The sequence below is a fragment of the Mesorhizobium sp. P2_C7 genome, from assembly GCF_056404515.1.
The window spans coordinates 94,580-116,667 of sequence record NZ_JBFUDW010000016.1; the positions used below are offsets into that span (position 1 = coordinate 94,580).

Annotated in this window: 21 protein-coding genes; 13 read left to right on the top strand and 8 right to left on the bottom strand. The window is 61.4% G+C overall.

The window, feature by feature from the left end; all coding sequences use genetic code 11:
- The first annotated feature begins 18 nt into the window (after positions 1 to 18).
- The 4 genes from AC1D2G_RS27875 (at position 19) to AC1D2G_RS27890 (ending at position 5,122) form a co-directional block, all read left to right on the top strand.
- A complete protein-coding gene (locus tag AC1D2G_RS27875; protein ID WP_477418078.1) occupies positions 19 to 2,664 on the top strand; it encodes a LodA/GoxA family CTQ-dependent oxidase in 2,646 nt (881 codons plus the stop codon).
- The gene (locus tag AC1D2G_RS27880) at positions 2,661 to 3,083 is read left to right on the top strand and encodes a hypothetical protein (RefSeq protein WP_477418080.1); all 423 of its coding nucleotides are present in this window, start codon (positions 2,661 to 2,663) and stop codon (positions 3,081 to 3,083) included. Before AC1D2G_RS27875 ends, AC1D2G_RS27880 begins: the two co-directional genes overlap by 4 nt.
- Positions 3,064 to 4,173, top strand: a complete 1,110-nt coding sequence (locus AC1D2G_RS27885) for an NAD(P)/FAD-dependent oxidoreductase (RefSeq protein ID WP_477418082.1) — start codon at positions 3,064 to 3,066, stop codon at positions 4,171 to 4,173. Before AC1D2G_RS27880 ends, AC1D2G_RS27885 begins: the two co-directional genes overlap by 20 nt.
- A gap of 202 nt (positions 4,174 to 4,375) precedes the next feature.
- The gene (locus AC1D2G_RS27890; RefSeq protein WP_477418084.1) at positions 4,376 to 5,122 is read left to right on the top strand and encodes an SDR family NAD(P)-dependent oxidoreductase; all 747 of its coding nucleotides are present in this window, start codon (positions 4,376 to 4,378) and stop codon (positions 5,120 to 5,122) included.
- A 39-nt stretch (positions 5,123 to 5,161) separates the two neighbouring features.
- On the opposite strand, the gene derI is transcribed toward AC1D2G_RS27890, so the two are convergent.
- Positions 5,162 to 5,602 carry a D-erythrulose-4-phosphate isomerase gene (gene derI / locus AC1D2G_RS27895; protein ID WP_477418086.1) on the bottom strand — a complete coding sequence of 147 codons (441 nt, stop codon included), beginning with the start codon at positions 5,600 to 5,602 and terminating at the stop codon, positions 5,162 to 5,164.
- Between the two features lie 243 nt (positions 5,603 to 5,845).
- Between derI and AC1D2G_RS27900 the strand changes: the two genes are divergently transcribed.
- The 8 genes from AC1D2G_RS27900 to dhaL (AC1D2G_RS27935) all read left to right on the top strand — a co-directional run bounded on the left by AC1D2G_RS27900 (position 5,846) and on the right by dhaL (AC1D2G_RS27935) (position 14,913).
- Positions 5,846 to 7,324: a sugar ABC transporter ATP-binding protein gene (locus AC1D2G_RS27900; RefSeq protein WP_477418088.1), complete on the top strand. Its 1,479-nt coding sequence runs from the start codon at positions 5,846 to 5,848 to the stop codon at positions 7,322 to 7,324.
- 40 nt (positions 7,325 to 7,364) lie between these two features.
- On the top strand, positions 7,365 to 8,369 hold the full coding sequence (locus AC1D2G_RS27905; RefSeq protein ID WP_477418090.1) for an ABC transporter permease: 1,005 nt from the start codon (positions 7,365 to 7,367) through the stop codon (positions 8,367 to 8,369).
- Between the two features lie 98 nt (positions 8,370 to 8,467).
- A complete protein-coding gene (locus tag AC1D2G_RS27910; RefSeq protein WP_477418092.1) occupies positions 8,468 to 9,454 on the top strand; it encodes a substrate-binding domain-containing protein in 987 nt (328 codons plus the stop codon).
- A gap of 60 nt (positions 9,455 to 9,514) precedes the next feature.
- Positions 9,515 to 10,285: an SDR family oxidoreductase gene (locus tag AC1D2G_RS27915; RefSeq protein ID WP_477418093.1), complete on the top strand. Its 771-nt coding sequence runs from the start codon at positions 9,515 to 9,517 to the stop codon at positions 10,283 to 10,285.
- A 22-nt stretch (positions 10,286 to 10,307) separates the two neighbouring features.
- Positions 10,308 to 11,300 (top strand): dihydroxyacetone kinase subunit DhaK, encoded by a 993-nt coding sequence (locus AC1D2G_RS27920; protein WP_477225499.1) that lies wholly within the window; start codon positions 10,308 to 10,310, stop codon positions 11,298 to 11,300.
- Between the two features lie 11 nt (positions 11,301 to 11,311).
- Complete coding sequence (gene dhaL / locus AC1D2G_RS27925) at positions 11,312 to 11,974, top strand: dihydroxyacetone kinase subunit DhaL (protein WP_477418095.1); 663 nt, start codon at positions 11,312 to 11,314, stop codon at positions 11,972 to 11,974.
- A 147-nt stretch (positions 11,975 to 12,121) separates the two neighbouring features.
- On the top strand, positions 12,122 to 14,200 hold the full coding sequence (locus tag AC1D2G_RS27930; RefSeq protein ID WP_477418097.1) for a bifunctional sugar-binding transcriptional regulator/dihydroxyacetone kinase subunit DhaK: 2,079 nt from the start codon (positions 12,122 to 12,124) through the stop codon (positions 14,198 to 14,200).
- Between the two features lie 59 nt (positions 14,201 to 14,259).
- Entirely contained in the window at positions 14,260 to 14,913 is a 654-nt protein-coding gene (dhaL, locus tag AC1D2G_RS27935; protein ID WP_457154300.1) for a dihydroxyacetone kinase subunit DhaL, read from the top strand.
- 119 nt (positions 14,914 to 15,032) lie between these two features.
- On the opposite strand, the gene AC1D2G_RS27940 is transcribed toward dhaL (AC1D2G_RS27935), so the two are convergent.
- The 7 genes from AC1D2G_RS27940 to AC1D2G_RS27970 all read right to left on the bottom strand — a co-directional run bounded on the left by AC1D2G_RS27940 (position 15,033) and on the right by AC1D2G_RS27970 (position 21,312).
- Positions 15,033 to 15,341, bottom strand: coding sequence for an exopolysaccharide production repressor protein (locus tag AC1D2G_RS27940; RefSeq protein WP_477398384.1), 309 nt, complete (start codon positions 15,339 to 15,341; stop codon positions 15,033 to 15,035).
- Positions 15,342 to 15,676: 335 nt separating this feature from the next.
- Positions 15,677 to 16,216 carry a prepilin peptidase gene (locus tag AC1D2G_RS27945; RefSeq protein WP_477398386.1) on the bottom strand — a complete coding sequence of 180 codons (540 nt, stop codon included), beginning with the start codon at positions 16,214 to 16,216 and terminating at the stop codon, positions 15,677 to 15,679.
- Between the two features lies 1 nt (position 16,217).
- Positions 16,218 to 16,757, bottom strand: coding sequence for a tetratricopeptide repeat protein (locus tag AC1D2G_RS27950; RefSeq protein ID WP_477398388.1), 540 nt, complete (start codon positions 16,755 to 16,757; stop codon positions 16,218 to 16,220).
- 54 nt (positions 16,758 to 16,811) lie between these two features.
- Positions 16,812 to 17,762, bottom strand: a complete 951-nt coding sequence (locus AC1D2G_RS27955) for a type II secretion system F family protein (protein ID WP_477398394.1) — start codon at positions 17,760 to 17,762, stop codon at positions 16,812 to 16,814.
- A 16-nt stretch (positions 17,763 to 17,778) separates the two neighbouring features.
- Positions 17,779 to 18,750 (bottom strand): type II secretion system F family protein, encoded by a 972-nt coding sequence (locus tag AC1D2G_RS27960; protein ID WP_477418099.1) that lies wholly within the window; start codon positions 18,748 to 18,750, stop codon positions 17,779 to 17,781.
- On the bottom strand, positions 18,750 to 20,132 hold the full coding sequence (locus AC1D2G_RS27965; RefSeq protein ID WP_477400091.1) for a CpaF family protein: 1,383 nt from the start codon (positions 20,130 to 20,132) through the stop codon (positions 18,750 to 18,752). Before AC1D2G_RS27965 ends, AC1D2G_RS27960 begins: the two co-directional genes overlap by 1 nt.
- Before the next feature lie 94 nt (positions 20,133 to 20,226).
- Complete coding sequence (locus AC1D2G_RS27970) at positions 20,227 to 21,312, bottom strand: phosphatase PAP2 family protein (RefSeq protein ID WP_477418101.1); 1,086 nt, start codon at positions 21,310 to 21,312, stop codon at positions 20,227 to 20,229.
- Positions 21,313 to 21,866: 554 nt separating this feature from the next.
- On the opposite strand from AC1D2G_RS27970, the gene AC1D2G_RS27975 reads away from it, so the two are divergent.
- Positions 21,867 to 22,088 (top strand): Flp family type IVb pilin, encoded by a 222-nt coding sequence (locus AC1D2G_RS27975; RefSeq protein ID WP_477400093.1) that lies wholly within the window; start codon positions 21,867 to 21,869, stop codon positions 22,086 to 22,088.

Genomic DNA, 22,088 nt, shown 5'->3' on the forward strand with positions numbered 1-22,088 from the left:
GCACCGAGGGGAAATCAAATGGCCGACCCAACAGTCTATCGTATCCACCCGGCCGTCGGCATCGCCCGGCTCGGCGACAGCCCCGAGGGTTTCTGCATCTCGCCGGAAAAGCCCGCGCAGTTGCCGATCGAATGCGACGCCAACGGCAATGCCGCGAAAGGCGATACGCCGATCAAGCACTTCAAGGACAGCAAGGGCCGCATAAAGCGCCAGGCTGCGCGTTTCCAGATCTTCGTTTATGACGAGGCCAACCCGCAGGGCAGTCCGCTGAAGATCGGCGACCATGTCGAAGGTGGCGGCAACCGCGGCAAGCTGGTCGATATCCAGTGGCGCGTTCAGCTCGCCAACAAGAAGGCGGCATGGTTCACCTTCGACGGACTGCGCGGCGAGGCGGGCTATGCCGCCGACGCGCCGCTGCGCAATGCCGGCATCACCGATCCGGTCGAACGGCAGAATCTGATCATCGACGCCGGCCCGCAAGCCGTCGACTGCACCGCGCGGCGAAAGGCGAGCTTCGGGCGGGACACCAACCCCGCCTATGCCGTCACCTTCCCGCCGACAGGGATGGTGCCAAACGACATCGACACGCTGGGCGAAATGATGACCGACGACAGCGGACGGCTGCTGCTGCTTGGCGGACACGGCAACAGCGGCTCGTTCCTCAGCGGATTTGGCCATCCGCGCATCGAGACCTACGCCAACAGCGACGGGTGGTTCGACGATATCTCCGACGGGCCGGTGATGGCGCGTCTGGTGATGATGGAGGAGCGCGTCCAGGCGCTGCGCTACATCGATGTCGAATATCCCGCCTGGGTGCTGGTCGGGTATCCGCGCTACGCGCCGGAAGTGCTCGACATGATCACGCTGGAGGACGTGGTCGAGGACATGTCTATCCGGGAATTTGCCTATCGCACCGACATGTACGGCACCGCGGGAACGTTTGACGCGCCGCAGAAGATCGATCCGACCGACACGGCGGCCTTGCTGCACTGGCAGGCAGGACCGGTGGAGTGGAACCCGGCCTATCGCCCCTGGTTCTGGCGCGACATCTGGCCGATCATTTTCCGCGCCGACGAATTCTCCTATTTCACCAACATCCTCCAGCAATCCAACTTCCCGCACAACCAGTCGAGCCGGGGCACGTTCGATCCCTATCGCCTGTGCATTCCGCCACGCATCGCACCGCGTGCGCTGGCGCAAAAGGAAGGTCGCGCGAAGGACGACCATGTCGGCGGAAGGCTGCTCGAGGCAGCGGTGGAACCGAGCCTGATGCTGCTCGATGCAACGCAGGCGCCGGGCGCGGCTGCCGATGCCGTGGTTGGCGATGCCGCCGCCACGCTGAGGGCTGCAGCGGCGACTTTCACCGCCGCGGTCTGCCCGCCCGACGATGGTGAGACGCCGCGCAGCTATGCCGCGCGCTGGCAAAAAACCTTCGCCGACAACGACACAGTGGCCGAGCCGGCCTATGCCGAGGCGCGCAGCGCCTTCGATGCTGAGATCACCGGCGTGATCGAGCGCATCGCCGCGGCCGCCGCGCCGCCGCGCAAACGGATGCTGACGCTCGCCCGGGCCTCGTCGCGGCAGGAGCCCGGCGAACCAGACCGGACCACCGATCCGGACGAGCCGATCGAGGCTGCGCTCCGCCGGTTGGCGTTCGAATACCGTTCCGGCCAGTTGCTCGAGCGCGCGCTCGCTGCCGCGGCCAAGGATGCCACGACCGATCCCGGCCGTTCCGCGCGGCAGTATCTGTTCGACCTGCTGCGCAAGCCAGGCGAGGAGAACCTGTTCCGGCTCGACGCCAATCCGGCGACGCGGACCTATCACCTGCCACTGATGCCGCTGCTTGCCGGCGACAATCCGATCACCAACAAGATGGTGAGCAAGTTCCTGCGGCTGACCGACACGCAACTGTTCCTGCTGCGGCAATGGGCGGCGGGCATCTTCATTGACGAGGTGGATGCAGGCTTCGCCCCCGCGATCGATCCCTGGCAGCCCTACAAGGACTGGAACGTGCCGGGCGGACGCGGTCTCGACCAGGGTGTGCTGTCGAACGGACTCGGCGGCGCCTTCTGCCCAGGCGGTGAGGTGACGTGGATCATCCGCAATCCGGCGATCTGGCGCGAGCCCTACCGGATCAAAGCCGACCCTGAATGGTACGGCTTTGCGCTGACCGCGGCGCAGGAGAACGCCAACCGATGGGGAGCGGGCGTCAGCGAGGAAGGCTATATCGCCTATGCCTCCGACCCGCTGTCGCAAGGCAGCGACCTCGATTTGGGATTGCAGCCCGGCGACCTGACCAAGCTCAGCGGGCTGCCATGGCAGGCCGATTTCAACGAATGCTCCACCCAGACGATCGACGTCACCTACGAGGAATGGAACGTCCTTTATCCCGACAGCGTCGGCAACACGCTGATGGAGCGCGAGCGGCGCGTGTGGGAGACCTTATGGTGGCCGGCGCATCGGCCGATGCAGGCCTATTATCCCGTCGGCAAGGACTTCCAGTTCCGCAACTGGGCGCGCGGCATTCCGCAGACGCTTGCCGGCGACCTCAAGATGGTGACCGAATGGTCGAAGCTCGGCTTCATCGTCCGCAATCCGGCGGGCGGGCTCGATCAGCCCTCGCCCGGAATCAAATACATCTGCGTCGAAGATTCGGGAGAATGACCGTGACCAATCCGTTTGTCGGCAACTGGGCCTATCGCAGCTTCAACAACGACCCCGATCTCAGCAAGGCGGCCAACGACCTTTTGTTCGGCGAAGGCACGCTGGCCATTGCGGAGCAGTCCGTCACCGAACTTGCGGGAACGATCGGCGGGCCGGGATGGTCGCTCGATCTGCGCGGTAGCTTCGCTTACGGTTCGCCGATGCAGGTCCGCTTCCAGGGCAAGGGCGTGGTCGGCGGCGAGCAGTGGATCTACGACTATATCGGCTGGCTTGTGCCGGTTTGGCCCGACAGCACCGACCGGCTGGAAGTGCCCGCGATCGTCGGCTCGGTGGTGCGCACCATCCCGCATTCGGGCGATGGCGGCAGCACGAACCCGGCAGGGGTGGTGGCATCCTTCTATGCCGTGCGAGCAGGCTGACTTCGTCGTCATCGGCGGCGGGCCGGCGGGTGCCGCGGCAGCGCTGATGCTGCGCCGTCACGCGCCCCGACGGCGCGTGGTGCTGTTCGAAGCGGGGCTGCACGAGCTGATAAAACCGGGTGAGATGTTGGCGGCGGTAGCACAGGGGCTGTTACGCCAGCTCGGCGTTTGGACGCCGTTCCTTGCTGCGGCTTTCGTGGAGAACCGCGCGGTCGTTTCGGCATGGGCCGGCGAGGCGCTCGACGAGCGGCACAGCATATTCTCCGCCCACGGCGCCGGCTGGCAACTCGACCGGGCACGGTTCGATCGGCTTCTGGTGCAGGCGGCAGCGGCGGCAGGCGCGCAAGTGCGACTTGGGTGCGACGTGCGTTCGACGGCGCGTGAGGGCCAGGGCTGGCGGCTCAAGCTCGCCGATGGGGACATTATCGCCGGCGCCGTGATCTGGGCGACCGGCCGCAGTTGGCGGCTGGCGCGATCCTTCGGCGCGAAGCTTCGGGTGCACGGCCACCTCGCCGCATACACCCGCTTCTTCGACCGCGCGCCCGGCGATTGCCGCATGGTCATCGAGGCGCGCCCGGAGGGCTGGTGGTATAGCGCCGACTTGCCCGGCGGACGCCGGGTGGTGGCGTGCCTGACCGATCCTGACCTGGGCAGCGGCCTGCGCGATCCGGAATCCTGGTACCGCGCACTGGCGGCAACACGGCTGATCGCACCGCTTCTGCCTCCTGGCGCGCGTGAAACCGCAATGCTGGTGAAATCGGCGGGAACGGCCACCGTCGATCCGGCCGCGGGTGAGCGCTGGGTGGCGGCGGGCGACTGCCTGTTCGCCGCCGATCCGCTGTCGTCGCGCGGGATCGTGCATGCGCTGCGCTCAGGGATTCTCGCCGCCTATGCCGCGTCGGACATGGTCGACGGACGCGACGACCTCGCACGCACGCGCTACGCGATGATCGCCTCGCAGGGCTTTGCCGACTACGTCTCCGCGCTCGGCGTGCATTATGCCGCCGCCGCGCGGTGGGACACTGCCTTCTGGCAGCGGCGTCGGCCTCAACCCGAAGAGCGCGCGGCAGATTTGTATCACAACACGTAGCACATTTACGGAACTGCCCTCCCTACACCATTGACGTCGGGCTCGGCTGCCTGAAGATGTCGATGCTGCCCGCCCGCACAAAGCAAGCGTCAGGCCGCCACGTTAGACGAGGGATTTCAGCAGTGCCCCTGTCGGCGATTTCCATGCCGAAATCGGGCGTGCGGTCGTGTGGCTGCATATCGATCGCCAGGGATTGAACGCCATGAACAAAATCGATCTTGAAGGACAGGTCGCCGTCGTTACCGGCGGAGCGCAAGGGCTGGGCCTGGCCTTTGCCAGGCGGATGGTCGCATCGGGCGCAAGGGTGAGCCTGTGGGACATGAACAAGGCAGGGCTGGAGGTGGCCGTTGCCGGCCTCGGGGACGCAGCCAAGGGCGTCCTGGTCGACATCACCGATGCCGAGGCGGTGCTTGCGGCGCACGCCCGCACCGAAAGCGAGAGCGGGGCCGTCTCGATCCTGGTCAATTCGGCGGGGATAGCCGGGCCCAATCACACGCTCGAAGAGTATCCGCTCGATGCCTGGCGGCGCGTCATCGATATCAACCTCAACGGAACCTTTCACGTCAACCGCGCTGTCGTGCCTGCCATGAAGGCGCGCAACTACGGCCGCATTGTCAACATCGCCTCGATCGCAGGCAAGGAAGGCAACCCCAACGCTTCGGCCTACTCGGCGTCCAAGGCAGGCGTCATCGGGCTGACCAAGTCACTGGGCAAGGAGCTTGCCGGCTACGACATAGCGGTCAACTGCATCACGCCGGCTGCGGCGCGCACGCCGATCTTCGACCAGTTGAAACAGGAACATATCGACTACATGCTGGCCAAGATCCCGCGCGCGCGGTTCCTCGAAGTCGAAGAGGCGGCAAGCATGGTCGCCTGGCTGGTCTCGAAGGAGAACAGCTTCACCACCGCGTCGGTATTCGATCTCTCCGGCGGCCGCGCCACCTACTGATCCCAAACCACGAGAATTCGCGCGCGGCCCTTCGTTTCTCTAGCGCTTGATCTCATCAAGACGATCGACAGCCTTGACGTTTTCGGCCGAAGGCCCGGTGGGATCGAAGTCGGACGCCAGATACTTGTCGACAATCGCCTTCGCCAGTTCCGGGCCAATCACACGCGCGCCCATCGCGATGATCTGAGCATTGTTGGACTTGGCGGCCCGTTCGGCCGAGTAGGTATCGTGGGTCAGTGCGGCGCGTATGCCCGGCACCTTGTTGGCGGAAATCGAAACACCGAGGCCGGTTCCACAAAACAGCAAACCGCGGTCGAATTCACCTTCAAGCACCTTTCGAGCAACCGTCTGCGCTATGTCTGCGTAAAAGCCCGGCTGACTGAAATCCGTTAGCGTTATGCCGGTCTTTCCGGCCAGATGCGCCGCAATCACATCCAGAAGCGGCTTTCCCGCACTGTCGGCGCCGATAGCGATCTTCATGGGCTCACTTCCTTTCAGATTCTGAGTTGTGCCGCGGATGCGCCGTCTGACGCCTGGGTCCTGGGCGTCAGCGGGTGCATTCCATCCGCGGCCAACGGTTGGCATTCATAGTTTCGCCCGCAGCTTGACATTTGTCGAGTGCTAATCGACTATTGTAAAAATCGACGCCAAGAACAGAGATCATTCGTGTCGATCAGCTCGCACCAAGGAGGGGTGTCGAGTGCCCTTGGGAGGAGAGCCGACGTGGAATTTTTGCTCGAGGTGGAAGGGCTGAAGAAGTCCTTTGGTGGCGTCGCAGCCTTGCGCGAGGGCCGCTTTCAACTTCGCGGCGGCACGGTTCACGCGCTCTGCGGCGGCAATGGCGCCGGCAAGTCGACCTTCCTCAAGATACTGATGGGTATCTTCAAGCGCGATGCCGGCTCAATCCGCCGTCGCGGCAAGGATGTGGAGTTCGCAAGCCCGGCCGACGCATTGGCCTCGGGCATCGCTATTATCGAACAGGAACTCAGCCCTGTCCCTCACATGACGGTTGCCGAGAACATCTACCTCGGTCGCGAGCCTTCCGCGCGGTTCGGAGGCATCGATTTCCGCGCGATGAACAGGTCCGCGCAAAAGCTGCTGGACGATCTCGAATTCGATATTCGAGCCACACAATACATGATGAACCTCTCGGTCGCGCAGATGCAGCTCGTCGAGATCGCCAAGGCGCTCAGCCACGACGCCGAGGTCATCTTCATGGATGAGCCGACATCGGCGATCGGCGAGCGGGAGGCGCAGCACCTCTTTGCCGCGATCCGCCGCCTGCAGGCCCAGGGCCGCGGTATCGTCTACGTTTCTCACCGGCTGTCGGAGATCTTCCAGATCGCCGATTACTACACGGTCTTCCGTGACGGCGCCTATGTCGGCAGCGGGGCGCTTGCAGACATCGATCGGCACAACCTGATCCGCATGATCGTCGGCCGCGAACTGTCCGAGGAATACATCAAGACCAACACGCCCACCTTGGAAACCGTTCTCGAGGTTACCGCGCTCACGTGCCCGAACAAGATCGAGGATATCTCGTTCACCGCACGAAAGGGTGAGATCTTCGGCATTTACGGCCTGATGGGGGCCGGACGGACCGAGATCTTCAACTGCCTCTTCGGGCTCGACAAGCCTTCGGCAGGAAGCATCAAGCTCGACGGTGCCGAGGTCACTATTTCCAAGTCGTCCGATGCCATGGCGCACGGGCTGGCGCTGGTCACCGAAGACCGCAAGCTGACCGGCCTCAATCTCTCCGATTCCGTGCGCGCCAACATCTGCATGGCGAGCCTGCCGGAAATGAGCCCCGCCTTCAGCATGGATCGGCCGCGGGAGGCGCAAGCAAGCCGCGACATGCGGGAAAAATTCCAGATCAAGGCGGCGCGCGACACGATGCCGGTCTCCGGCCTTTCAGGCGGCAACCAGCAGAAGGTGGTGCTGGCAAAATGGTTCCTTCGCAACCCGAAGGTCCTGCTTTTGGACGAACCGACCCGCGGCGTCGATGTCGGGGCCAAGCGTGAAATCTATCGGATCATCAGTGACTTCGCCGCCGCCGGCGGCACGGTCGTGATGATCTCGTCGGAAATCGACGAAGTTCTCGGCATGTCGGACCGCATCATGGTGATGCGCGCCGGCAAGAGCGCCGGGATCTACAGCCGGGAGGAAACGGATGCCCAATCACTCGTCCACCTATCAACCTGAGCAGGGACAGGGTGTTCGTCCGGCGGCAGAGGAGTCAATGATGTCGGTTGGAAACAACGAGAACGCAAAAAGCTGGCTCGGTTCGGAGCAACGCCGGCTGCTGATTCAGGAATACGGCATCTTCTTTGCCTTCCTGATCCTGGTTGCGGTTCTGTCGGTCTCCAACGAGTTCTTTTTGACAGCCGGCAACATCTCGAACGTGCTGTTGCAGACGTCGATCAATGGTGTCCTCGCCATCGGCATGACCTTCGTCATCCTGACCCGCGGCATCGACCTCTCGGTCGGCTCCGTGGTCGCGCTTGCCGGTCTCATCAGCGCCAGTTTCGTGACCACGTCCGCGACCGCCGGGATTTCCGGTTCACCCTATCCAGTCGTCTTCGGCCTCGGCATCGGTCTTTTGGTCGGCGTTGCCTGCGGCGCCGTTTCGGGTGTGATCGTGTCGCGCTTTTCGGTGCCGGCCTTTGTGGCGACGCTGGGCATGCTGTCGGCCGCACGCGGACTGACCCTCATCTATGGCGGAGGCCGGCCTGTTCCCGCGCTGACGCCGGCGTTTCGCTGGATCGGCACAGGCGACATCCTTGGCATACCGGCCCCGGTCGTCATTCTGGCGGTCGTGTTTACCGTCTCCTGGTGGATCCTCAACCGGACCCGCTTCGGCCGCTACATCTATGCCGTCGGCGGCAACCCCCACGCCGCCAGAACCTCGGGCATCAACATTACCCGCATACAGTTCGTCGTCTATGTCGTCTCCGGCGGTCTTGCCGGCCTCGCCGGAATGCTGCTCAGCGCCCGCACCGGCTCCGCACTGCCCCAGGCCGGTATTGCCTATGAGCTGGACGCGATCGCCGCGGTGGTGATCGGGGGAACCAGTCTTTCGGGAGGGGTGGGCCGGGTGACAGGCACGCTGATTGGCGCGCTGATCATCGGCGTCATGAACAACGGCCTCGATCTGATGGGTATCCAATCCTACTACCAGCAAGTTCTCAAGGGCGCCCTGATCGTTGGCGCCGTGATGCTTGATCAGAAGAGAAACTACGGGGCTTAGAGCATCGGACCCAAAGCCCCTCCGGGATCGGACCTGCACACCGCGTGTCCGTTGATAGGCGAACCATGTCGGTCGCTCACTTAAAGTGGAGGTACGAAATGAAAACATTGATGATAGCGCTCGCGTCCGCGACCGCGCTGCTGGCCTCGTCGGCCATGGCGCAGGAGAAGATCAAGATCGGGGCAGCACCTTACGGGTTGAATGCGGAGTTCATGCAAATTTGGGCAGCAGCGCTTCAGGAGCACCCTGCCGTCAAGAGCGGTGAAGTCGAACTGACGGTTTTCGACGGCCGCTATGATGCCCTAGTGCAGCAGGACCAGTTCAAGACAATGGTCACGCAGAAGTACAATGCGATCATCTTCGCACCGATTGACGTCGATGCAGGCGCGGCCGCCGTGCAGTCGGCCGCCGATGCCGGCATCCCGGTTGTCGGCTCCAACACCCGCGTCAATTCCGATCTCCTGGCCTCCTATGTCGGGTCCGACGACACGATCTCGGGCTACATGGAAGCCAAGACCGTGCTCGACAAGATTGGCTGCAAGGGCAACGTCGTCATTCTTGAGGGGCCGGTCGGTCAGTCGGCGCAGATTTCTCGCCTCGAAGGCAACAAGAAGGCGCTTGCCGAGTGCCCGGATGTCAAGATCCTTGAAGATCAGACGGCGAACTGGTCGCGCGCTGAAGCCCAGACGCTGATGGAAAACTGGCTCACCGCCCACCCCAAGCAGATCAATGGCGTGATTGGCCAAAACGACGAAATGGCCCTCGGCGCCATCGAGGCGATCAAGGCCGCCGGCCTTGATACGAAGAGCTTTGCCATTGCCGGCATCGACGGCATCACCGACGCGCTCCACGCCGTCAAGAACGGCGAGATGACGTCGATCCTTCAGGACGCACGTGCCCAGGCACAAGGGGCGCTCGATCTCGCCATCTTCAATGCCAAGAAGGGTGACTACAAACCCCAGTCCGACATTTGGGCAACCTACAAGGACATGCCGTGGAAGGGCGGCAAGGAGAAGATCTACAATGTGCCGTGGACGCCGGTGACGGCGGAAAACGTCGACAAGCTTCTTGCGACACGCAAGTAATTCAGCCGTGGGGTGTGCCCTCTTGTACACCCCACTTTCCAACAGGCCGGGAAGAGAACCATGACTGATTCAATACAGGTCGATCTCAATTTTTCACTTGGCGGCAAAGTCGCCCTGATCACCGGCGGTGCCTCCGGCATCGGCAGTGCCATTGCATCGGCATTTGCCTTGAAGGGTGCCACCGTCGGAGTGATCGACATCAATGAATCGGTTGCGAAATCGAAGGCCGACGAACTCGGCAACGGTGCCAAGTTCTTCGTCTGCGATGTGTCCGATCCGAAATCCGTAGAGGCCGTGTTTGCTGCGGCGCAAGCGGCTTTCGGCCATATCGACATCGTCGTCAACAGCGCCGGCGTCGCCATCCTTGCTCCGGCCGAGGAGCTCAGCCTCGATGCCTGGGACAAGACCATCGCCATCAATCTCAAGGGAACGTTCCTCGTCTCCCAGGCGGCCGGACGCGCCCTGATCAAAGCCGGCAAGGGCGGCAAGATCATCAACATGGCTTCACAGGCCGGCACCGTCGCGATCGACCAGCACGTCGCCTACTGCGCCTCGAAATTCGGTGTCATCGGCCTGTCCAAGACGCTTGCCGCCGAATGGGGCAAGCATGGCATCACGGTCAATACGATTTCGCCGACAGTGGTGCTGACCGACCTTGGCCGAAAGGCATGGGACGGGCCGCGCGGCGAGGCGCTGAAGCAGCGCATCCCGACCGGCCGCTTTGCCTTCCCGGAAGAAATAGCCGCCGCAGCGGTGTTCCTGGCATCGAACGGCGCCGACATGATCAACGGCGCCGACCTTCTGGTCGACGGCGGCTACACCATAATCTGAGCGGCGCAGGATTGGAGCAACAATGCAGCGGTTTATCAACAATCCCGACGAGGTCGTCGAGGATACGGTCAAGGGCTTCGTCAAGGCGCATGCCGATATCGTCAGGCTTGGCGGCAATCCCCGTGTCATCGTCGCCCGTCATGCGCCGGTCAGCGGCAAGGTCGGCGTGATCACCGGGGGTGGCTCCGGCCACGAGCCTGCCTTCATCGGCTATACGGGACGCAACATGCTGGATGCGGTTGCGGTCGGCGAGCTGTTTTCGTCACCGACGGCAAAGAGCTTCCTCGACGCCGCGCGGGAGGCAGATGGCGGCAAGGGTGTCGTCTGCCTCTATGGCAACTACGCCGGCGACAACATGAATGTGAAGATGGCCATCAAACTCGCGGCCAAGGAAGGCATCGACATCGCAACCGTCGTTGCCAACGACGATGTGTGCTCGGCAGGGCCGGATGAACGCGACAAGCGCCGAGGCGTTGCCGGCGAGATCTTCATGTGGAAATGCGCCGGCGCCAAGGCCGCGGAAGGTGCTGGTCTCGCGGACGTGCGGGCGACAGCGCAAACGGCGATCGACAACTGCCGCTCGATTGGCGTTGGCCTTGGCCCTTGCACGCTGCCCGCCGTGGGGCACCCCAACTTCTCGATCGAGCCCGGCACGATGGAAGTCGGCATCGGTCATCACGGTGAACCGGGTGTCCGGGTCGAACCGCTGAAGCCCGCCGCCGAGATAGCGCGGGAGATGGTCAAAATCGTCCTCGATGATCATGACCTTGCAGCCGGAACGGAAGTTGCGGTGCTGGTGTCCGGCCTCGGCGCAACGCCGGTCAACGAACTCTACATCCTCAACGACACGATCGAACAGGAGATCACCGGACGCGGGCTGAGCATCCACAAGACCTATATCGGCAACTATTTCACCTCGTTGGAAATGGTCGGCGCCACACTCACGGTCATGGCGCTCGACGCCGAACTGAAAAGGTTACTGGATGTCGATGTCGATTGTCCCGCAAGGTTCTAGGAGACAGGCGAATGCAGCATTTTGACAACGCTTCCGCTGGCGACATCGTTCTTTCGGTGGCCGACAGGATCATCGAAAACCGGGCCTATCTGAGCGAGATCGACGGCAAGATCGGTGACGGCGACCACGGCGTCAACATGGCCAAAGGCTTCGGCATGGCCGCGGAGAGGATCAGGGGCAACGACATGTCGCTGGCCACCGCCTTCGATACGCTGGGCACCGTGCTGATGACCGAGATCGGTGGTTCCATGGGTCCGCTCTATGGTGTCATGTTCACGCAATTCGCCGAGACGATCGAACACTCATCGTCAATCGATGCGAAGACTTTCAGCACGATGCTCACCAATGGTCTCGACGGCATCCAGGCCATCGGGTCGGCCAAGGTTGGCGACAAGACGCTTCTCGACACGCTCGTCCCGGCCATCGACGCCTTCGACAGCGCCAACGCCGACGGGAAGCCATTTCCGGACGCGCTGGATGCCCTGGTTGCCGCAGCCGAAAAAGGCCGCGACGGCACGAAGGACCTTGTGGCCAAGATCGGCCGCGCCAGCCGCCTGGGTGAGCGCTCGCTCGGCGTCCTCGACGCCGGCGCCACATCCTGCGCGCTGATCCTGAAAGCCCTGGCGCTCGGCGCCAAGCAGAAACTGCAGCTGTCCGCGACCGCGGTGCGTTGAATTTTGAAGAATGCTCCTCCCGAGCAATGGCTCCCGGCTGATCTTCCAGCCGGGAGCAAGCTGGAGCATGATCCGGAGCAAGATTGAGAGTTCGCCCGTTTGCGCTCATCTTGGCGACCGATTTTGGATTCGGGGAAACCAGGCAGCATGACCGTCAAGGCATCATCGGCGCGGAAGAACGGCGAGGCCGGCACCGAACCCATCCCGCTGCGCTACGGTGACGACCCCTACGTCTGGGCCTGCTGGCTCTACTACGAAGATCGCATGACGCAAGGCGATATCGCCGACATCATGGGCATTTCGCGGGCGACGGTGAACAGCTATTTGGCCGATGCCCGCGCCCGCGGGATCGTCAACATTTCGCTCGAGCCGTCACGGCTGAGTTCGCTCTCGATCGCGCAGGAACTCAAGCGTCACTTCGGGTTGCATGACTGCCTGGTCGTGCCAAGCGACGACAATGCGCGCCCGCTGATCGATCGTCTTGGCGGGGCTGCGGCGCAGGCGCTTGCCAAGCTTTTGAAATCCGGTGACACGCTTGCCGTTGCCTGGGGACGAACTGTGTTGGCGATCGGGGAGCAGGCTTCCGTGCCCAGCCTCCAGGACGTCACCGTCGTTCAGGCGACCGGAGGCACTCGTGCGAGTTTTGCCTATACGCCGGAACTGTGCGCTGCCGCCATCGCCGGCGCCGTGGATGGGAAGCTGATCAACATCACCGCACCAGCGATCGTTTCGACGGCCGAGGTTCGCGACCTGCTGTTGCGCGAGACGCTGATCGAAAGCCAGTTCGAGGCGCTTGCCAAAGCCAACAAGGCGCTTTTCGGCATCTCTTCCCTGCGCCCGAACTCAACGATCCACACCAGCGGCTTCTTCGAATCGGTCCCCCTTCAACAATACCTCGCCAAGGATGCCGTGGGTGTCGTCGCCGGCCGCTTCATAGACGGACAGGGCAAACCTGTGGCCGGCCCGCTCGACGACCGTACGATCGGGATATCGCTCGACAGGCTGAAGGCCATCGGCCTGCGCATTGCGGTCGCCGGCGGTTTCGACAAGGTGCCGGCAATCCTTGCCGCGCTGCGCGGTGGCTACGTCAACGTGCTCATCACCGACGCCGCCACCGGCCGCGGCATCCTCAATGCCGACGGCGTGACGGAGCTCGACCAGAAGCTCTCGCAGCGCCCAAGGCTCGACAACGCCGTGGCTTTGCCCAGCAACTTCCGCACCCATATCAAGAAGTTCCTCAACGACCCCGACGATGTCGTGGAGGAAATGCTTGACGGCGTGGTGAGGGCCCACGCCGCCTATATCGAGCCGATCAAGGGTTCGCATCGTGCTCTCGTTGCCCGCACCGGGCCGAGGCCCGGGAAAGTCGGGCTGGTGATCGGCGGCGGCACAGGGCACGAGCCCTGCTTTCTCGGTTATGTCGGCAAGGGGCTCGCCGATGCCGTGGCCGTCGGCAACATCTTTTCGTCACCGCCTCCCGGCACGATCTTCCAGTGCGCCAATGCCGCATCGGGCGGGCAAGGCGTGCTGTTCGTCTACGGCAACTATGCCGGCGACGTGATGAACTTCGAAATGGCGGCTGAGATCGCGGCGGAAAAAAACATCGAGGTCCGCACGGTGGTGACGACCGACGACATCGCCTCGTCGCCGATCGAGGACAGGGAGGGCCGCCGCGGCGTTGCCGGCAACTTCTTCATGTTCAAGATCGCTGGCGCTGCCTGCGACCGCGGCTTGTCGCTCGACGCCTGCGAGGCCGTGACGCGCAAGGCCAACGCACGGACTTTCACTATGGGCGTTGCGCTGGAGCCCTGCTCTATGCCGCAGACCCGTCGCCACAATTTCGAAATCGGCCCCGACGACATCGAGATCGGTATGGGCATCCATGGCGAGCCCGGCGTCATCCGCGAAAGGATGATGAGCGCCGACGCGATCACGGACCGGATCATGGACCGCATCTTTTCGGAGATGAAGCCGGCCGCGGGCGACCGTGTCGCGGTGCTGATCAATTCTTTCGGCGCCACGCCGCTGATGGAGCTTTACATCCTGTTCAGGCGCGTCGCGCAGCGATTGAGCGCCAAGGACATCACCATAGAGGCGAACTGGGTGGGGCATTATTGCACATCGCTCGACATGGTCGGTGCGTCGATAACGGTCTTGCACCTCGACAACGAGTTGACGGACCTGTTGCATCATCCTTGCGATACGGCCGTCCTGCGGGTCGGCTGAGATACGAGTATGCGCCGATCGACGATGGGTCGCATCCTGCTTGAACTGGGAGGAACACGATGTCGGACAATGCGGCGCGACGCCTGAGCAGGATGTTTTATCGCATCTCCATTGCGATCGAGGCGGGGAAGGATCACCTCTCGGATCTGGATGGCGCCATCGGCGATGCCGACCATGGCATCACCATGTCGCTCGGCTTCATGGCGGTGAACGCCGAGTTGGCCAAGCTCGACCTCGACCACATGCTCGCGTCGGACGTTTTCACCTCTGCCGCATCGGCCTTTCTCGATGCGGTCGGCGCCTCCACGGGGCCGCTCTATGCGACGGCGTTCCGAAGAGCAGCACAGGCCCTCAAGCAAGATGAACGCCTCTCGACTGCCGACCAGGCGGCGATCGTCGAGGCCATGACGACCGGCATCAAGGAGCGCGGCAAAGGGCAGCGCGGCGACAAGACGATGCTGGATGCCTGGATCCCAGCAACGGAAGCAGCCGTCGGTGCACGTGCCCGCGCTGCCGGAAGCCGGGAAATGTGGAGCAGCATCCTGGAGGCCGCGGAAGCCGGCGCAAATTCGACACGATCCATGGTCGCTGCCCGCGGAAGGGCGGCACGGCTGGGTGAACGATCCCTGGGGCACATGGATCCGGGAGCGGCCTCGGCCGTCATTATCCTGCGCGCGATGAAAGACAGCTTTGGTGAAGACAGCACGAAGTAATCGCGATTCTGCCGCCCGGCTTTGCCACGACAAACCATGACTGGGTTGGAGTTATTCCAGGAAGGTGTGAAACGGTTTTCCCGGGAAAAGCGCGCGGCGCTTTCCCTGAGGGAATTGCTCTAGAACGAGATACCGTCGTGTTTGGCGGGAGACGCTCCGTCGGGCTTCTTCTGAACCGCTCGATCGGCATCGGTCGCTTCATCGACGCGGCGGAAAATCATGACGAGCAGGCAGGCGAAATACCCCACCTGCAGCACGACGGCGCTGATGACTGTCCACGCCAACGAGACCCAAAACGAGCCCGTGACGCTGTAGATCCAGCCAAAGATGACGGCCAACGCCGCCGTTGCTCCCACCAGAAACTGTGGAAAATACATTCGCCCTCGAAAGATTCCGGGAAGAATCAACCCGGTTGTCTTTCGCCCCATCGCATGATTTCTACCCCGCACGAACAGTTCCAGTTTTTGGACATCAATGCAAGCATGAACTAATATGCCTTGGCGGCTCGCTATGTTGGATTTTTGTCTGTCCAAATTGCAAACGAAACCCACGCGGCGCAAAGCGTTGCTGCAACGCCCGCGTCGTCACCCCGAGGGGGCCGAGCGCCGGCAAACTGGAGAGTCTGGTGAGCGCATATTTGCCGGCGCTCGGTAATCGCAGCACCGGGGGGTCGTTTGGGGTGTTTTGGGCTGCGACCGCTATACGTTAGCACAAGCTAATATAGAGGTATACGGCCATTTTGCTGGCTATCTAAGCTCAAGGTTCAGTTAAGCTGATTCAGAATTCCAGTGCTGGTCGCCAGCACCAAACTTTTGTAGATCAGGAACGCTATCGTACAGATCGCGGCTATCGAGATCGGCACTCCGAATGGCACCACGCCCTTGCGGTCCAAATGCTGGATAATGAGCCGAAAAGCGCCCTCAGGCAGCATGAAGGGTCTTTTCACAATCGCCGCGGTGGCGAGGGAGAGAACCAGGAGCAGCACTGAAAACACAATGAAATCGCGTCCACCGATCAGGAAAGGCACGACAGCCATTAACTTGACGTCACCGGCGCCGATCTTGCGTAGCACCCAGAACGGGAGCAGCGCGACGAACAACACAAGCCCGGCCATGGCGCTCAGCCCCATCTCAAACCACGATCCGGATTGGAGCGACAGCAGCAGCAGGCTCCCCGCCCCCAGGCAGAGCAGCAGCAGCACGTCGCGGTTGGCGATCTTCTGGGTGGTGAAGTCGATCCAGGCAATCCTTGCCAGCAGCGGGATCGCGAGTGCTTTCAGCAGCAGCGATTCGACCAGCAGCATGCTAGCGCTCGATATTCTGCACGCTGGATGACAGCAGCTTCAGATTGTTGGCGACAGTCGGATCTTTGGGCGCCAGTTCGTAGGCCTTGAGGAAATTGCTGCGTGCATTCTGCAGCTTGCCGCGCAGCAGGTAGGAATAGCCGACATTGTTGTAATATTCCGCCGTCGGGCCAACCAGCTTGAGGGCTCGGGCATAGGCCCGGTCGGCGAGATCGAAGCGGTGGATCCGGTCGCTGCAGGCAGCCAACCCCATCCACGCGTTGCCGTCATTGGGGGACAGTTGCGTCGCCTTGAAGAACAAGGCGCCAGCATTGCCATAGTTTTCCGCGCGGAACTGGTTCTTGGCTTCGGCCACGGCCTGGTCCGAGGCGTGATATTCGACATCGGCGACCGTCTTCAGCCCGTCGAAAGCATCGCCGAAAGACGTCACATCACCCTTCGACGGCTCGTTGGTGCGGACCACACCGTCGGTGGGGTCCGTCTGGCAACCGGCAAGGACGACCGTCAACAGGCAGGCTGCGACAGCGATAACCCGTTTCATACAGTTCCCCTCGAGCGTCCCCCGACTCACATTAGGACCAAAGCATACACGTAACTAGAAGAAAAGGCCCTTCATCCGGATGATGACCGGCAGCATGATGACCATCAGCACGACCGGAAAGATGCACAGCCCCAACGGAATCATCATTTTCACGGGCAGTGAGTTGGCTTTTTCCTCCGCGGTCAGAATCCTCTGGCCTCGCATCTCTTCGCTGTAGACGCGCAGCGCGTCCGTCAGGCTAGTGCCCAGTTCTTCCGATTGCCGGAACAGTACGGCTAGAGACCTTGCTTCTTCAAGCCCAATGCGGTCCGCGAGTTCACGCAGCGCCTCGCGCAAGGGCTTTCCCGCCCGCAGTTGGAGATTCATGATCGCAAGCTGGATGCCCAACCATTTATGGGTGCCAGCCAACTCCGAGCCAACTCGCTCGACTGCTGCCTCCAGGCTCATGCCGGCGTCGGCGCAGGTGATCATCATGTCCATGAAATCCGGGAACCCACGGCGGTAGGTTTCCTTCTGGGCATTCTCGAAGCGATCGAGCAGAATGGCCGGAATCACTATGCACGCCAATCCTAGCAGGGCTGAGCCGGCAAGGCCTACGAACCCGGGCAGATGCGGTGGCAACACGCGTGGCAGAAGTGCGTAGGCAACCAAGAATCCGAAACAGACCACGCCGAGTCGCGACAGCGTATAGATCAATGGGGCGCTCGCTTGGTAGAAGCCGGCGCGGAAGAGCTTTGCTTCAAGCGCACTCGGCTCCTGGCGCTCCTTCTCCATCGTTCGAAAGTATGCGTCGACCGGCCGTTGCGCCGCGATCTTGACCAACTGTTCCTGACCCGCGAGCGAGCGAGGATCAACCGCACCTTCGCCCATGAGACTTTTCGCAATGAGCTTTCGCGTCTGCAGGGCCGGCAAGAAGACAAGCGCGCCAAACAGGAAAAGCGCCACCGCGGCCACGAAAACAGCGACGGAGACCAGAAAGCTCAGGTCGTTGGTGTTGGAAAACAGGTTGATCGCACGCTCCTCAAAAATCGAAGTTGACCATTCTATACATGATGTAGTCGCCCAACAGAGCCCATGCGCCGAAGCCCACAAACACGGGCAAAATCATCGGGTCGTGCCATATCTTGCCATAATAGGACGGGGCAAGGACCTGAAGGATCAAGAACATCACGATTGGAAACAGCGAGATGATCCAGGCCGAGACCCGCCCCTCGGACGAAAGCGCTCTGATCTTCATTCGCAACTTCTGGCGCTCACGCAGAACCGAGGACAGATTGGCCAGGATTTCGGTAAGATTGCCGCCGGTCTTGGACTGAATGGATAGCGATATCGAAAGCAGGTGAAGGCCCTCGAACCCGACCCGCTGAGACAGTTTTCGCACGGCCTGCTCAATGCTCAGACCAAAGGTGATCTCGTCGGAAACGATGCCGAATTCCGTTCCCAGGGGATCAGGCATCTCGCGCGCCACAAGGCCAATGGCCACCGAGGCCGGATGTCCGGCGCGCAGCGAGCGCACGATCATGTCGAGAGCATTCGGCAGTTGCGTCGCGAACTTCAAGATTCGTTTTCTGCGCGCGCGGCGAAGCATGAATAGGGGCAACGCAAACCCGACAATCATGAATACAATGAATGCCACTATTGCCGACATGTGGAAGACGAACGACAGCAGCAGCGCCAATGCAAACCCGGCACAGATGAATATACCGGCGAATGTCAGTGGGTTTCCCGTGATGCCGGATTGCGTATAGAGCCTGTTCAGTGCGACCAGCCCAAAAAGAAAGTCCCCCGATTCCGACAGCCCCCGCTCGCGCAGCAGGTTTTGCAAAGTCCGTTCTGCCGGAACTTCGTCGGTCAATCGCCTCAACCGACGATTGATGGCGCCGACCGCCGCACGGCGACCGGAATAGGAAAGGTACAGGGCCTCGCCGGCGAGGATGACCGACGCCGCCGCGAGTGCGTAGATAAAATAGAGCAATGCCTGGCCGGACGGCATCAGAGCGCAACCTGCGGATTGAAGGCATCCTTGCCGAAATGGTGCCCCAGTGTTGCCGCTTCCGCCGCAAATCTAGGCCTGACGCCGGTGGCGCGAAATTCGCCGATGATCGTACCGTCGGCGGCGACATCGCGCCGGACGAAATGATAGATTTCCTGGAGTTGGACGACATTGCCCTCCATTCCGGTGATTTCCGAGATGGATGTCACGCGCCTGCCGCCGTCCGACAATCTTTGCGTCTGCACGATGATGTCGATGGCCGAAGCAATCTGCGCCCGGATGGACTCGTGCGTCATCGGCATCCCGGCCATGCCAACCATCTGCTCCAGCCGCGAGATCCCATCGCGCGGGGTGTTGGCGTGGATGGTGGTCATTGAGCCTTCGTGGCCGGTGTTCATCGCCTGCAGCATGTCGAAGGCTTCCTCGCCGCGCACCTCGCCGACGATGATGCGATCGGGACGCATGCGCAGCGCGTTCTTGACCAGCTCGCGCTGCCGAACCTCGCCTTTCCCTTCGACACTGGGCGGGCGTGTCTCCAGCCGGCCGACATGCGGCTGCTGCAGTTGCAGTTCCGCCGCATCCTCGATGGTGATCAGGCGCTCCCTGGACGGGATGTAGCTCGACAGCGCGTTGAGCAAGGTCGTCTTGCCGCTGCCTGTGCCGCCTGACACCAGGATCGATTTGCGCGCCTGCACGGCGATGCGCAACAGATCGATCATCGGCTGCCTGATCGAGTTGAGCGCCATCAGACGTTCGAGCGAATAAGGATTCTTCGAGAATTTGCGGATCGACACCAGCGGGCCGTCAACCGAGATCGGCCGCACGGCGATGTTGACGCGCGAGCCATCCTCAAGCCTCGCATCGACCATCGGTGACGATTCATCGACGCGGCGGCCGATGGCGGAGACGATCTTGTTGATGACGCGCAGCAAATGCGCCTCATCACGAAACCGGATTGCCGTCTCTTCGACCAAGCCACGCCGCTCGATAAAGACGCGTTTGTGGGTGTTGATCAGGATATCGGTAATGGAATCGTCCTTGAGCAGCGGCTCGATCGGCCCGAGCCCCAGCATCTCGTCGGCCGTGTCGCTGGTCAGCTGATCGAGTTCGCGGGCATTCAGCGGCACGTTTCGATTCCGAACGAATTCGCGAACGATTGGACGGATCTCATTCAGGATCTCATCCTTGGACGCATTTTCAAGAGCGGTCAGATTGAACCGATCGATCAGGTGGCGATGAAGCTCGACCTTGAGCGTCAGGAAAGCGTCGGCGCCCTCGGCGACCGGCGTCGCCGGAGACGGAACGCTGGGCAGCACTGCTACAGGCGCCGGCTCCTGCTGCGCCCGGGTCTCACTCGGTCCCTTGATGAAACGACCTAGCATCTTCCGTAAGTCTCCAATGCCGCTGAACGGATCCTATTGACTGGCCACAAGGAGTTCGCGAGGCGGTTCATTCCATAGTTAAGTAAGGTCATGATCATGCCTGCTGCTCCGACGATTGCGCTTCTTCGTAACCAGTTTGTTGCAGGATCTCGAGTTTGGCAATCTGATGGACTGTTAGAATCGAGACGGCGGCGACCGCGAAGCCCGCAAGAATATCGACAAGGTAGTGACCGCCTTCTGGCAGCGCGGCGAGTATCAGCATGGCGTTCAACAGATAGACGGGGGGCGCCACGTAGCGAATGCCTCGCACGGAATAGACAAATATCGCAGCCAGTGCAGAGTGGAACGACGGGAAGGTCACAAGACCCTCCGGATACTGGATCAGGAACGGCTTCAACATCCGAAGTGCATGGAGCTGTTCAAGGTGGCGCGCTGAGGCATCAGGACCAAAAGAACTCAAAAGATCCGGCGAAGGATGGTAGAAATCCATAGTCCCCGCCGCCGGCACCGCCATCATGATCAGGCAGGTCAAACCACCGGCCAGCCCAAAATGCGCGGCGAATTCCTTTAGCCGGCCCGAACGGGCGGTCAAGGCAAGGATGGCTGGCAACAGCAGAAACTGAACCTTCAGGCTGAAATAGGCGTACGAAAGTACCGACACGATCCAAGGATGTTCATTCAGCCGCCCGACATATGCCACCCAATCGAAGCCCAGGGCAGCGTCACCCGCGGCCAGATATACGTCCATCAAAGGACGGCTGGTTGCGGTTGCCAAATAGGACAACAACAAAATTTCAACCGAGAAGAGAGTGATAACGCTCAATGTCACGATCAGACTCTGGAGCCTGCTTGCGACATCGCTCAACATGTCGCGATAGCGAAAGGGAGTTTTGCGAAGTTGGTAGCGCATCGCGCCAAGCGCAACCCACAGCAAGACCATAGGCATTGCTGAGATCGCAGTTCGAAGCCAAAGAACCGGCTCTACGCTTACAGTCGAAAACGGGTACCAGATCGAAACTGCAGCCGCGAGACCTGCGAGCAAGGCCAAAACAAACGCATTGAGCTGACGGCCCCGATAAATTGCCGCACTGCCTTGAGCCGATTTATACTCTGAACATCCCGTAGGTCTGGCGTGGGGCAAATCAGCAGTCACGTCACATCCATGATGCGACACCTGCATGACCACCTGCTCCCCACCCATTGCCGAACCGCCCACCACGATGCGTTAGCCCCCGCTAAATTCGTGACGCGGAAACTAACTGTTAACCACGCATGGCACAAGCGGCGCGCGAGGTCGCGACCAGCCAATACTTACGGCATAGTTAACAAGAAGCGCAAAAAAAAATCGTTTTATTTGGCGACACGTCAAGGCCACGCGCCGGCCTGTTACCTCACGGAACATGAACGATTGCAATGAGCCACGTCGGGTCGATACCCCCCTCGTAAGCCCTTATATATAAAGGATTATGCATATGGACTAATTTAGTGATACCGAATTCGGACGTATGGCCAAATTGTGAATGAATGGTTAAGAAGGTTGAAAAATTAATCGAATCAAGCTCTTGTAAAAACTAACCCACCCCCTGATCAGGTATTGGAAGGTTAAGGAACTGTTAATCTGTTTGACTCTGCTTTTTCGTGGGACAAGGATCGAGATGACGGGGGATGCTTGGGTATGGATTTCATCCTTGGCTCTGTCTCGTCGGGTTCAAACCTCCAGAAGGAGAAATTGGCATGAAGAAGCTCATGACGATGACCCGGCAGTTCCGCGACGACGAAAACGGCGCTGCCATGGTCGAATATTCCATCCTTGTCGGCATTATCGCTGCGGCATCGCTGCTCGCGATCCTCGCTATCGGCGGTTGGGTTGGTGATCAGTTCACCGGTCTTTGCGCCAACCTGAACACCAAGGGTGTCACGAAGGCTGGCGGCGCCGGCGGCGATTGCACACCGTAA

Excerpts from the sequence above, each read along its gene's own strand:
- AC1D2G_RS27960 (WP_477418099.1), bottom strand. The coding sequence starts at position 18,750 with ATGCCGTCCGGCCAGGCATTGCTCTATTTTATCTACGCACTCGCGGCG.
- AC1D2G_RS27920 (WP_477225499.1), top strand. The coding sequence starts at position 10,308 with ATGCAGCGGTTTATCAACAATCCCGACGAGGTCGTCGAGGATACGGTC.
- AC1D2G_RS27930 (WP_477418097.1), top strand. The coding sequence starts at position 12,122 with ATGACCGTCAAGGCATCATCGGCGCGGAAGAACGGCGAGGCCGGCACC.
- AC1D2G_RS27880 (WP_477418080.1), top strand. The coding sequence starts at position 2,661 with ATGACCGTGACCAATCCGTTTGTCGGCAACTGGGCCTATCGCAGCTTC.
- dhaL (WP_477418095.1), top strand. The coding sequence starts at position 11,312 with ATGCAGCATTTTGACAACGCTTCCGCTGGCGACATCGTTCTTTCGGTG.
- AC1D2G_RS27940 (WP_477398384.1), bottom strand. The coding sequence starts at position 15,341 with ATGGGGCGAAAGACAACCGGGTTGATTCTTCCCGGAATCTTTCGAGGG.
- AC1D2G_RS27965 (WP_477400091.1), bottom strand. The coding sequence starts at position 20,132 with ATGCTAGGTCGTTTCATCAAGGGACCGAGTGAGACCCGGGCGCAGCAG.
- AC1D2G_RS27910 (WP_477418092.1), top strand. The coding sequence starts at position 8,468 with ATGAAAACATTGATGATAGCGCTCGCGTCCGCGACCGCGCTGCTGGCC.
- AC1D2G_RS27970 (WP_477418101.1), bottom strand. The coding sequence starts at position 21,312 with ATGCAGGTGTCGCATCATGGATGTGACGTGACTGCTGATTTGCCCCAC.
- AC1D2G_RS27890 (WP_477418084.1), top strand. The coding sequence starts at position 4,376 with ATGAACAAAATCGATCTTGAAGGACAGGTCGCCGTCGTTACCGGCGGA.
- AC1D2G_RS27915 (WP_477418093.1), top strand. The coding sequence starts at position 9,515 with ATGACTGATTCAATACAGGTCGATCTCAATTTTTCACTTGGCGGCAAA.
- AC1D2G_RS27950 (WP_477398388.1), bottom strand. The coding sequence starts at position 16,757 with ATGAAACGGGTTATCGCTGTCGCAGCCTGCCTGTTGACGGTCGTCCTT.
- AC1D2G_RS27975 (WP_477400093.1), top strand. The coding sequence starts at position 21,867 with ATGAAGAAGCTCATGACGATGACCCGGCAGTTCCGCGACGACGAAAAC.
- derI (WP_477418086.1), bottom strand. The coding sequence starts at position 5,602 with ATGAAGATCGCTATCGGCGCCGACAGTGCGGGAAAGCCGCTTCTGGAT.
- dhaL (WP_457154300.1), top strand. The coding sequence starts at position 14,260 with ATGTCGGACAATGCGGCGCGACGCCTGAGCAGGATGTTTTATCGCATC.
- AC1D2G_RS27875 (WP_477418078.1), top strand. The coding sequence starts at position 19 with ATGGCCGACCCAACAGTCTATCGTATCCACCCGGCCGTCGGCATCGCC.
- AC1D2G_RS27885 (WP_477418082.1), top strand. The coding sequence starts at position 3,064 with ATGCCGTGCGAGCAGGCTGACTTCGTCGTCATCGGCGGCGGGCCGGCG.
- AC1D2G_RS27945 (WP_477398386.1), bottom strand. The coding sequence starts at position 16,216 with ATGCTGCTGGTCGAATCGCTGCTGCTGAAAGCACTCGCGATCCCGCTG.
- AC1D2G_RS27905 (WP_477418090.1), top strand. The coding sequence starts at position 7,365 with ATGTCGGTTGGAAACAACGAGAACGCAAAAAGCTGGCTCGGTTCGGAG.